This window comes from Tenacibaculum sp. IMCC1, assembly GCF_054906355.1.
The window spans coordinates 926,840-938,961 of the sequence record NZ_CM142818.1 but is presented as its reverse complement, the minus strand read 5'-3'; the positions used below and the strand labels follow the sequence as shown (position 1 = coordinate 938,961).

General features: G+C 30.8%; 8 protein-coding genes. 4 read left to right on the top strand and 4 right to left on the bottom strand.

The features are described 5' to 3' along the window. Positions 1-13: 13 nt before the first annotated feature. The 3 genes from ACXIHB_RS04235 to ACXIHB_RS04225 all read right to left on the bottom strand — a co-directional run bounded on the left by ACXIHB_RS04235 (position 14) and on the right by ACXIHB_RS04225 (position 2,990). Complete coding sequence (locus tag ACXIHB_RS04235; RefSeq protein WP_462098996.1) at positions 14-697, bottom strand: response regulator; 684 nt, start codon at positions 695-697, stop codon at positions 14-16. Beyond that, complete coding sequence (locus ACXIHB_RS04230; protein ID WP_462098995.1) at positions 687-2,711, bottom strand: ATP-binding protein; 2,025 nt, start codon at positions 2,709-2,711, stop codon at positions 687-689. The genes ACXIHB_RS04235 and ACXIHB_RS04230 overlap by 11 nt, the downstream gene beginning before the upstream one ends. Positions 2,712-2,777: 66 nt before the next feature. Next, a complete protein-coding gene (locus ACXIHB_RS04225; RefSeq protein ID WP_462098994.1) occupies positions 2,778-2,990 on the bottom strand; it encodes a hypothetical protein in 213 nt (70 codons plus the stop codon). Between the two features lie 1,648 nt (positions 2,991-4,638). Between ACXIHB_RS04225 and ACXIHB_RS04220 the strand changes: the two genes are divergently transcribed. The 4 genes from ACXIHB_RS04220 to ACXIHB_RS04205 all read left to right on the top strand — a co-directional run bounded on the left by ACXIHB_RS04220 (position 4,639) and on the right by ACXIHB_RS04205 (position 10,558). Further along, positions 4,639-6,099 carry an alkaline phosphatase PhoX gene (locus ACXIHB_RS04220; RefSeq protein ID WP_462098993.1) on the top strand — a complete coding sequence of 487 codons (1,461 nt, stop codon included), beginning with the start codon at positions 4,639-4,641 and terminating at the stop codon, positions 6,097-6,099. 41 nt (positions 6,100-6,140) lie between these two features. Then, positions 6,141-7,892, top strand: a complete 1,752-nt coding sequence (locus ACXIHB_RS04215; RefSeq protein ID WP_462098992.1) for a cytochrome-c peroxidase — start codon at positions 6,141-6,143, stop codon at positions 7,890-7,892. Between the two features lie 113 nt (positions 7,893-8,005). Continuing rightward, positions 8,006-8,767 (top strand): DUF6503 family protein, encoded by a 762-nt coding sequence (locus ACXIHB_RS04210; RefSeq protein ID WP_462098991.1) that lies wholly within the window; start codon positions 8,006-8,008, stop codon positions 8,765-8,767. Between the two features lie 129 nt (positions 8,768-8,896). After that, on the top strand, positions 8,897-10,558 hold the full coding sequence (locus tag ACXIHB_RS04205; RefSeq protein WP_462098990.1) for a sodium:solute symporter family protein: 1,662 nt from the start codon (positions 8,897-8,899) through the stop codon (positions 10,556-10,558). Here ACXIHB_RS04205 and ACXIHB_RS04200 read toward each other — a convergent pair. After that, complete coding sequence (locus tag ACXIHB_RS04200; RefSeq protein ID WP_462098989.1) at positions 10,555-12,042, bottom strand: NAD(P)H-hydrate dehydratase; 1,488 nt, start codon at positions 12,040-12,042, stop codon at positions 10,555-10,557. The genes ACXIHB_RS04205 and ACXIHB_RS04200 overlap by 4 nt on opposite strands. Between the last annotated feature and the right edge of the window lie 80 nt (positions 12,043-12,122).

The window sequence follows — 12,122 nt, the reverse complement described above, 5'->3', positions numbered from 1 at the left end:
TGAAAAGGGATTCTTATAAGAACCCTTTTTCTTTTGCTATTAAAATCAAATCACGATCATCAGAATTATCAACCTCAAATATTTTAGCCATTTGTCGTTTTCTTTTTTGTACTGCAGCTAAAGATAAGGGTAGGATGTTAGGTAGTTTATTTACACGATTACCAATAGATAGTTCATACAAAATCTTTCTATCCAAATCATCTAAAAAATACTCATTGGACACTTGATTTCTCAACATTTTCATTACCGTTTTGCTGTAGTAAGGAGGGTCGTTAAGTACTTCTTCAATAGCATGAACTAATTCTACCGGGGTAATGTCATTTTTAACTAAGAACCCATCAGGGTTTACGTTTTTTAAAATACTATGTACTCGGTAATTATCGTTAAAAGTAGTGGAGATAATAATTTTAGACTCAGGAAGTTTTTCGTTTATAATCAAACCTAAATCCTCACCAGATAAAATACCTTTTTCTTCTAGAGGGGGTAAACTAATATCTAAAAAAATAATTTCAATAAATCGATTAGAAGAAGAATACGTTTCTATAATTTCATCGGCAGCACCACAGTTATTTGCTATTTGAATATGAAAAGAAATATTTTCATTTTGACTTTCGATATAGGCAAAAGCACTTTTATAAGCTTCTGATATTAAGGGATGATCGTCAATTATTAAAGCGTTATACTTTTTACTTTCCATTTTTAGTATTAAAAGGGGTTATAATAACAAGTGTAGTTCCTTGGTTTTCTTTAGAAATAAACTCTAAAGTACCACCTAATTTTTGTACCCTTGCTGTAATATTTTTTATTCCAATTCCCTTTTTCTTTTTCTCGGCATTAAAACCAATTCCGTCGTCTTTTAACGAAATAATAAGCTCTTCTCTCTTAAAAGAAGCGTCTAAGGTAACATTTTTTGCCTTAGCATGCTTAATAATGTTTTGTAAAGCCTCTTGAATGATGCGGTATACGTTAGCTTTAGTAACCTCGTTAATTTCGTTCCATTGAATGGTCTTATCAAAGTTAAACTTATAAGAAAAATTACCAATAGTACTTCTATCTTTTAAAAGTTGGGTTAAGATAGTTGTAAAGTTAATATTTGAACTATCAAAATTATCGCTTAACCTATGGGAAACATCTCTGATTTCCTTTTCTATCTCTTGTAACTCATCTAAAAATGCTTGGTGTTTTTCTTGAGTTTCAGGTTTCATTTGCATAGCTAAAAAACCAAGGTTTACCCGAGTACCGAAAAGTTTTCCTAAAACACCATCGTGTAGTTCTGCCGAAATACGGTTACGTTCGTTAACACGTTCTTCTTCTAATTTGGCTTGTTGTTGTAGTGTTAATACATATACTTCTTCATTGGCTTTTTGTTGTTCCGCTTCTAGTTTTAATTTTTCATTTCTTACTTTTTGTACACGTAAAAAATATAGTAAGCTAAGAACTAGTAGACCAGCAAAACTAGTTACTATAATCCATACACGTTGTTGGCTTAAACGCTCTGTTTCTTCAATATATTCATCTGTTTCAAACTCAATACGGGTAAACTTGTTTTGTATTCTTCGTTCAGCACTAATTAAACTATCGTTAAACTCTATATAACGATCTAAGTATTTTTTAGAATTTTGTGTGTCTAAATTGGCAAGTTGTTGCAGCGAAGCTAAATAATCTCTACCATTTTTTAATTTATGAGCAAGTAAATTGGCTTTTTTAGCATATCTCAGGGCTTTTAAAGTATCTTTTATCTGCTTGTAATAGTTTGATATATATATGTATGAAGCTAAAATTGCGGTTTTATTTCCTAAACTATCTCTAATGGTTAATGCTTTGTATAAATCTTTTTTTACATTTAAAGTGTCGTTAAGTAGTAATTTTGTATGAGCCTTATTACTTATAATTGTAGCAAAGTGTATAGGTTTTATCTTTTTGTTTAAATCTTTATTATAAGACTTAATAGCAAGTTTATAATTTCCTTTTTCCCTGTAAACGTTTCCTATGTTGTTATAGGTTATTAGATATATGTCCTTTTTGTTACTAACTTTTGAGAAATATTCAAGAGATTTATCGTAGTAAAATAAAGCCTTATCGTATTCTTTAATATCTCTTTGTAATTGGGCTAAATGATTGTAAGAATAATATAACCATTTATAGTTTTTGTTTTTTTTGAATATTTTAATTGCTTTAAATATTAATACTTCGCTACTAATGTAGTCTCTATACCTACCTTTAATAAACGACATTGAATATAACATTCTTGCTATTTCATATTCTTTGTTTAATAACTTGAAGTTATTAAATGCTTTATTGTAAAACGTATATGATTTTTCGTATACTTGTTCATTGTTATAATAGTCAGCATAACTCCAATTAGTATCGGCAATAGTAAAAGTATCTTTGGTTTTTAAAGCATGTTCAAGAGCCTTTTTGTTTAGTTTTAAAAATTCTGTTGTATCATTTAAATTGTAAAATTCATAAGCTATGACACTTAATGTTTTACTATAATTTTTATTTTTAATAGATAAGTTTTTATAAGCTTTAACTAAGAGTCTCTTTTTGTCTAAAATAGAAATGCCACTTTTTTTTGAGAAGTCAATCCATTCTTTTATACTATCATTATTAGTATAATTATTTTTTATTTTTGATGTAAAAGAGGTTAGGTTTAAAAATAAACTAAAGAGAATAAAAAAAAATACTACTGTTTTGATAAAGTTATACAATTCCAAGATTTTAAAGACAAAGCTAATAAAAAAAAGTCTTTAACTTTAAAGTTAAAGACTTTGAGTTTAATTACCTTTACCTGTACCTCCACTATTACCATCATCACCACCTGTGTCTCCATCTACTGGTGGATCAAGAGGGTTATCAATATCAATAGAATTAACTAACTCTATATGATTATCGTTGTTGTTTGGTACAATATCTTCTGTTAAGTCTGTACAACTTGTAGTTAACAAAAATAACGTGCTTATTAGTAGTGTAAATTTTAAAGTTCTCATAATTTCAATTTTTAAATTTTGACAATAGTTTTCCTAGCCGCATGTGCGGCTCGTAATAGCATCGAAATAAATTTTCGTGTGTATTACATCATTTTTTAAATGAGGCAATAGTCATCTAACCCAAGTGTTTGGGCAGTAGGTAGAATTAAATTGATTGAAACATCAATTCATGAAGATGCGTTACTACTAAGGCCTATTGAGTACAACAGACTTCAGGGAATTCTACTTTGTCATAAAGGAAGCGTTTGCAATTTTGAAATGAACGCTAGTTGATTTTTAATTCTAAAATAGTGACAACATTATATATAATGAAGATGATTTTAGTAAGCGTTCTTGTTGAATGAGTAAACGTTCTTTTTCATTTAGTATGTGCAATTTTAATGTTTTCATAGCATTTATTTTGTCTTCTTAATATAATGAAAAAAAACGAATTATACAAGTTTTAACTTGTTAAAAATGTGTTTTTTAATAAAAAAAAGCGTCTTTTTTAAAAAGACGCTTTTTTGTTATATATAAGTGTAGAATAATTGCTAACTCCTCATTAAATATTTTGCTCCACAATAAACATCCTTGTCTTTTTTTGTTTCGTAATCTGCTCCTTTTCTATAAGCTAAGCTGATACTTCTGTTTGTGTTAGTTAATACCATCGTTTTAAATTTTTATTTATTAATAATACCAATTAAGTGTATCTTAATAAGTATGGTACAAATATACGAAATTTTTACAATAAAACAAGTGTTTTTTAGGTTTAAATTATTGTAAATCAGTTGATTATATTGTTGTTAGGGTAAAGAAGGACTGTCCGGATAATATCCAGATAAGTAGTGTTTTTGTAACGTTTTGTACGTTAGTAGCTTAGAGTTCAATTAAGAGTTTTTAGTATGTTTAAATTAAAATTCCATTTTTCAAAAAAATATAAAAAAAGCGCCCAAAATTAATTGGACGCTTTATATATCATTAGTTTTTATAATCAAATCATATCTGAGTTTTCATTATAATTAACATACAACGTCCGGTTTCGAAAGATTCCTTCATCAGGATTCCCACGAAAACTACATGTTAAGCTTAAAAGCTCTTGTGTTATATGTAAATTCATTTTTTTCATAAAAAACAAATATATAAAATTTTAAATAATTTCTGTTTTAACGAAATTTTTGGCTTTTGAGGTCTTTTTTACCTCATTTTGGTGAAAAAGTAAGTCAGTGACTTACTAAAAGTAAGTCACTGACTTACCAAAAAGAAAATTAGACGACTTATTTTTGTCTCGGTTAAAATTTAGACCTTCAATAAGGTTAAGATATAAAATGGGGAATTATATCACGTCGTAGGGAAAGTTCTATGAAGAAAAAGAAAAACAAAATGATTTTTACTCTAACCAAAGTAAAATATTCAAACTGAGAGTGTCTTTTAAGGCGCTCTTTTTTATTAGAAAAAAGCTATATAGTCAGAAGATAAACGAGTTAAGTAAGTTAATAAATAGTTAAGTGCTGTGTTTTAATAACAAGTGTTTAGAGGTGGGAATAAAAATAGTTGTTTAAGTTTAGTTAAAGTTGGTAACCTTTTAGTGAGCTAGATTTAAACTACAGCTAAGAGCTTCTTAAAGTAAGTGTTGTTGATTTGCGGACATAACACAAAAATTAACATAATAATGAAAAACTTACTTAAATTAGGGTTCTTAGGCGTTTGCGGAGCTATAGCTTTAACATCTTGCGATTCTGATAGTACACCTAGTCACGGAGATTCAATTGAATTAAAAGCACACTCAAAAACTCCAAACTTTTTAAAATTAGAATCAGAGTTTTCTGGAGTAAACATTTTTCCTTTATTGTCTTCTGAAGATAAGTTAGAAGATACACCAAACTTTGTATACGGTTCTATGGCAGATGGAGCTGGGTTAATGAGAAACTCAGATGGAACTTATACTTTAATAAACAATATTGAGGCAGATTATTCAATTGCTCGTATTAAATTAGATAAAAATTTTAAGCCTGTACATGGTGAATATATTTTAAATGCAAATGCTACTGCTAGTACAGCACAGTGCTCAGGTTCATTAATTACAGAGGCAGAACACGGTTTTGGTCCATTATATTTATCTGGTGGAGAATGGGGAGGAGCTTCTAAAGGGGTTTTTGCAACTGATCCTTTAAAAAATGTTTCAGCAGCAAGTACTCCAAAAATGTTAACAGCTATGGGACAATGGTCTACAGAAAATGCAGTGGCAATTGGTAAAGATGCGTACGCAGATAAAACTGTTGTATTTATTGGAGATGATCATTCAGATAATGAAGTACCTTCAGGTCAATTAGGAATGTATGTAGGTGATAGAGGAGATTTAGAAGGTGGTAAATTATATGGTTTAAAGGTAACTGATGAAGGGATTGCTTATGAGGTAGATATGAAAGAAGGTACAACTTATAATGCTTCTTTTGTTGAGTTAACCGAAAAGAATATCGATTTATTAGATGCAGAGGCTAAAGAAAAAGGAGTGATGGGATTCTCTCGTTTAGAAGATATTGATTGGAGAAGAGGTTCTGCTAAAAACAATCGTGAAATTTATTTTTGTGTAACAGGTCGTAAAAAAGACGGTTTAGTAGGAAAAGGAACTATCTATGGGCGTGTATATAAAGTAGAGTTAAATGAAAATGATCCTACTGGAGCAGCAAAAATTACCTGTGTTTTAGATGGAGATAAATTAGATGGTAAAGCAAAAGCTTTCCATAGTCCAGATAATATCGTAGTTACAGAAAACTATGCGTACATTCAAGAGGATCCTAATGGTTATTTTGATGGTGAAAAGAATCACGCAGCTAGCTTATATCAATACAACTTGAAAACAGGAGAGGTAAAGAAAGTGTTAGAGTGCGATCAGGTTGCAGCTTCTGCTCAAGGTTACGGAGCGTCTTATCAAGATAAGGCATGGGAAATTACTGGTATGATTGATGTTTCTGAAACTATTGGAGTAAGCAATACGTTTTTATTAATTACTCAAAATCATGGCTGGGAACCTGCTGATGGAGGAGCATTTACTGACCCTAAGGCAAACGATGCAGCGGAAACAAGAAAAGAAGGAAGTCAATTATATGTAGTTCAAGGATTAGATAGATAATGACAAACAATTTTCAAAAAATAAAAAAGGCACATGTTATCATGTGTCTTTTTCTGGTATCTATAATTGGTTGTAAACAAGAAAAAACAACAAGCTATTCAAAGCTAGATAATCAAGCTTTGGTGGCCAAAGTTCAAGAATATTATTCAAAGCGTCTTGATGACTGCATTTCAAGTTTAGAAGAAATTAATGTTGTTGAAGAGGTTTCCGAAAAGCTAAATAAGTATAAGTTAGCGAGAAAGGAATTTAAGTTGATAGAACCTATATTAGCTTTTGCTGATAAAGAAAACTACAAGAGTTTAAATGCTCCAAATATTTTAAAGGTAGAAGAAGAGGATGCTACGGATATTAAAATAAGAGCCCCTTTTGGGTTTCAAGTTATTGAAGAGTTATTAAATGAGGATGAAGTTGACGTTGCAGAGGTAGAGAGCATTATAAAAAAGACAGTAAGTAGGCTTAAACTAATAGCGGCAAATAACACGTTGTATTTAAAAAAACACCATGTTTTATGGCTGTTGCGCGATCAAATTGCCCGTATAGCTTTGGTAGGAATAACAGGTTTTGATTCACCAGTATTAGAGCAATCTTTATTAGAAGCAAAAACAAACTACGAAACCTTACTCTTTATTATAAATACGTATAAAAGTGAGTTTTCAAAAGATAAATTGTATACTGATTTTGTAAATGAGTTGCAGACAGCTCAAAAAATGTTACAAGAAGGCAATTTTGAGTCGTTTAATCGCTATGATTTTATAAAAAATCATACACATAAACAATTGGAGCTGTTGGCAAAAACCTCAGAAGATTGGAAAGTAGAGTTCCCTTTAACTATGGCGTTCAATAATAACATTACTTCATTATTTTCTAAAGAAACATTTAATATTGATTTCTTTAACGATTATCATCAGTTAGAAAAGGCAATGTCTAATGAAAAAATAGCTTTAGGAAGAAAACTATTTAATGATAAGAATTTATCAAAAGAAGGTGTGATGAGCTGTGCTACTTGTCATATTAAAGATAAGGCTTTTACAGATGGGTTAGCAACTTTTCCAAAACAAAAAAGAAATACACCAACCTTATCGTATGCTGCTTATCAACAAACCTTTTTTCACGATGGAAGAGCAGGTAGTTTAGAGGGGCAAATTGTGGGAGTTGTTGAAAACAAGAATGAGTTTCATACCAATTTAGAAAACTTGACAGAAACTGTAAAAAATGACAGTGTATATACAAAGTCGTTTGCTAATCTATATGGAAAAGTAACTGATTTTAACATCCGAAATGCAATAGCAAATTATATTAGAAGTTTAGGCGATTTTAGTTCTAAGTTTGATAAAAACATAAACAATAAAGAAAACACTTTAACAACTTCTGAAATCAACGGATTTAATCTTTTTATGGGGAAAGCAAAATGTGCCACTTGTCACTTTCCACCTGTATTTAACGGAACAGTTCCACCTAATTTTACGGAAACAGAAGTAGAATCTATTGGAGTTCCAAATATGAAAGAAACAGGGTTAGATGATGATTTAGGAGCTTATGATATATTTAAAACTGAAGAACGAAAATACTTTTTCAAAACTTCTATCGTTCGTAACATATCCAAAACGGCTCCCTATATGCATAATGGGGTGTATGAAACCTTAGAACAAGTAGTTGATTTTTATAATAAAGGTGGTGGACAAGGATTAGGATATAAAGTACCAAATCAAACGTTACCATCAGATAAATTGAATTTGTCAGAAAAAGAAATTAAAGACCTAATCGCTTTTATGGAAGCTTTAACGGATGAATAATTCATTCAATTTTTATAGTTAACATAAAACTCTCTAATATATATTTAGAGAGTTTTTTATTTTTACTGTAATTTCTAATGGTAGTTTCGACCAATTAGAACAAATCAATTATCATGAAAAAAATAGTAGTACTAATCGCTATAGCTCTTGTTTCAATAGCATGTAAAAAAGAAGTTAAAAAGGAAACAATTAAAAAAGAAGAGGTAGCAACATTAAAATACCCGAAAACATTAGAAAAAATTCTTGAAAAACATGGAGGGATTGAACAATGGAAAAAAATGAAAACATTGTCATTCACACTAAAAAATGAAGAACATACTACAGACTTACATTCACGAAAAACAGTAGTGAATTCACCAGAATATTCTTTAGGGTTTGATGGAAAAGAAGTGTGGTTACAACAACAAGATTCAACAGCGTTTAAAGGAAACCCGGAGTTTTATTACAATCTATATTTTTATTTTTATGCAATGCCTTTTGTATTAGCTGATGATGGCATTGTGTATTCAGAAACAAAACCGCTGACTTTTGAAGGAGTTAGCTATCCAGGAATAAAAATTTCATACAAAGCCAACGTTGGAACTTCACCAGATGATAATTATTTTATATTTTACCATCCAGAAACAAAACAAATGGCATGGTTAGGGTATACGGTTACTTATTTTAGCAAAGAATCAACTGATGCTTATAAAATTATAAGATATAACGATTGGGAAAATGTTAACGGTTTGTTATTGCCAAAATCCATAACTTGGTATGCTAAAGATGAAAATGGGCAACCAACAGAACCAGGAAGAGAACCAATTCAGTTTAAAATGCCTTTGTTAAGTGAAGCATCATTAGCCAATAGTTTTTACGAAAAACCAAAACAATAATCAACTAATAAAAAACAAAGTATGGATAAAAAGTATGTATGGAAAAAAGAGTATACATTAGTCTTAGTGGCTAATTTAGTATACATCGTGTTATTTTACATAATCACTAACATATATACAAAATAAACCATGCAGCTAGTAGATTGGATTGTTCTTTCGGTAACCTTATTGTTTATTGTTTTATATGGAGCTTGGAAAACCAGAGGAAGTAAAAATGTTGAAGACTATATAAAAGGAGGGAATGAAAGTAAATGGTGGACGATTGGTTTGTCAGTTATGGCAACACAAGCCAGTGCGATAACTTTCTTATCAACCCCAGGACAAGCATTTCATAGCGGAATGGGCTTTGTACAGTTTTACTTCGGGTTACCAATAGCCATGGTGATTATTTGCTTGGTGTTTATTCCAATTTATCACAGATTAAAAGTTTATACAGCTTACGAATATTTAGAAGGAAGGTTTGATCAAAAAACTCGAACCTTAACTGCAATTCTATTTTTAATTCAACGCGGATTAGCAGCAGGAATCACCATTTTTGCGCCAGCTATTATTTTGTCTGCTGTTTTGGGTTGGGATTTAATTACTTTAAATATCATCATTGGGGTTTTGGTAATTATTTATACCGTTTCAGGAGGAACAAAGGCGGTAAGTGTTACACAAAAACAACAAATGGCAGTAATTTTCGCAGGAATGTTTGTAGCATTTTATTTAATACTACAGTATTTACCAGATGATATAACATTTACTAAGGCGTTAGAAATAGCAGGAGCTTCTGATAAAATGAAAGTGCTTGATTTTTCTTGGGATTTAAATAACCGTTACACGGTTTGGACAGGTATTTTAGGAGGAACATTTTTAATGTTATCGTATTTTGGAACAGACCAAAGCCAAGTCCAACGCTACTTGTCAGGAAAATCATTAAGAGAGAGTCAATTAGGATTGATTTTTAATGGGCTGTTAAAAGTACCTATGCAATTTTTTATTTTGTTAGTAGGAGTGATGGTGTTTGTATTTTATCAGTTTAATCCGTCTCCGTTAAATTTTAATCCAAAAGCAGGAGAGGCTATAGCAAATTCCAACCTTGAAACAATAGAGCAATATGTAAAATTAGAAGAACAACATCGTTTTATTGAAGGAAGAAAAAAAGCGCTAATTTTTGAAGGGTTAACACCTGAAAATGTAATGCAGATTCAAGAGTTTAATGAACAAGATAAGGTACTAAAGGAAGAAGCAAAAACTATTATTTCAAAAGTAGATCCATTGGTAGAAACAAACGATAAAGACTATGTGTTTATTCACTTTATTCTGAATAATTTACCAAAAGGATTGATAGGTTTGTTGTTAGCAGTAATTTTATCAGCTGCCATGTCTTCTACGGCATCTGAATTAAACGCCTTAGGAGGTACTACAGCTATTGATTTATACAAACGAAATACGAAAATAGAATATAGTGAAGAGCATTATGTAAAAATGTCAAAATGGTTTACCCTAGGTTGGGGGATTTTGGCAATTTTAGTCGCCTGTATAGCAGATTTATTTGATAATTTAATTCAGCTTGTAAATATTATTGGTTCTATTTTTTATGGAAATGTGTTGGGAATTTTTTTACTAGCCTTTTTTATAAAGTTTGTCAAAGGAAATGCAGTATTTATTGCAGCGATAATTACGCAATTAATTATTATAGCAGTTTGGTACATCGATTGGCTACCGTATTTGTGGTTGAATGCTTTAGGGTGCGGTTTAGTAATGCTATTAGCAATACTAATTCAATCAACGTCTAAAGAAAACTAACTTTTTTCTATTTGTAATGCATCAATAATATCAGAAGCAATTAGGGCGTTGTATCCTTTTTTGCAAGCGGCATCATCGCCTGCTTTTCCGTGGAAAAATACACCTAATAAAGCGGCATGTAGAGGAGTGTAGTTTTGTGCTAACAATCCTGTGATAATTCCTGTGAGTACATCACCGCTACCACCAGTTGCCATTCCTTGGTTTCCAGAAGTATTGAAATACAAATTCCCTTCAGGAGAAGAAATAGTAGTATATGCATTTTTTAAAACTACAACACATTGATGTTTTGCAGAAAACTCAAGTTGCTTTTGAAAACGTTCAGTTGATGTGTTAGACTTTCCTACCAATCTATCAAACTCTTTAATATGTGGAGTTAAGATAGAGTTTTTAGGAAGTAACGATTTTAATTCTTCGTTTTGAGCAATAATATTAATAGCATCGGCATCAATAACTAACGGGTTACTACTTTCCGACACTAATTTTTTTACAAGTTGTGTTGTTTTTTCGTTAACATCCAATCCTGGGCCTATCGCGAGAATGTCGTATTTGAAAATTTCTGGGAGTTGGGTCACGAATTCTTCATTCTCGTCGGTTAGGCATATTGCTTCTGGAATGGAAGATTGCATAATTTGATACCCGCATTTTGGTACGTAACTAGTTAGCAGACCTACACCACTTCGTAAGCAAGCTTTTGAAGAAAGTACTGCAGCTCCCATTTTTCCGTAAGAACCTGCAATTAATAAAGCGTGTCCGTAACTTCCTTTGTGTGATTGACGTAATCGGGGTGTTAAAATTTCAGTAATCTTTTCATTTAAAATAAAATAGTTGCTTTTCTGCTGTTGAATAAAATTTTCATCTAAACCAATATCAACTGTTTTCCAATTTTTTACATGGTTTCCATTTTCAGGAAAAAAGAATGAAAGTTTTGGTCTTTGAAAGCTCACTGCTATATCTGCATGTACAACAGTTTCAGAATCAGGAAGCTTATCGCAATATAAACCAGAAGGAAGATCAACAGCGTATATGGTTTTTTTAGCATTATTAATGTTTTCAATAACATGCTTTATAAAACCAGTAACAGGCTTGGAAAGCCCAAAACCAAAAATAGCGTCAATAATAACATCATATTCAGAAAAATCAGGAATTGTACTGGTTGATTTTATAGTGATAGTATCATCAAGTTTTTGAAAATTAATATCACAATCTGAGCTAAGTACATCTTTAAACTGAACTAAAAAAGGTTGTACAGTATATTTCTTGCTTTTTAAAATTCTAGCAATAGCAAATCCGTCACCACCATTATTACCAACCCCACTAACAATAGCAATTTTTAGAGAACGGTTTAGTAAAGGTTCAATAGCTTTTACAAAGGCTAAAGATGCTTGTCCCATCAGAGCAAAAGAAGTAATTCCTTTTTTACTAATAGTATGTTCGTCAGCTTTTCGTATTTGTGTAACGTTGATTATTTTTTGAAGATTTTCCATGATAGAAATTTACAACTTTACATAAAAAAAGCAAAAATAAACCCACAAAATTCTTTGTGGGCTTATTATAATTAATAGTA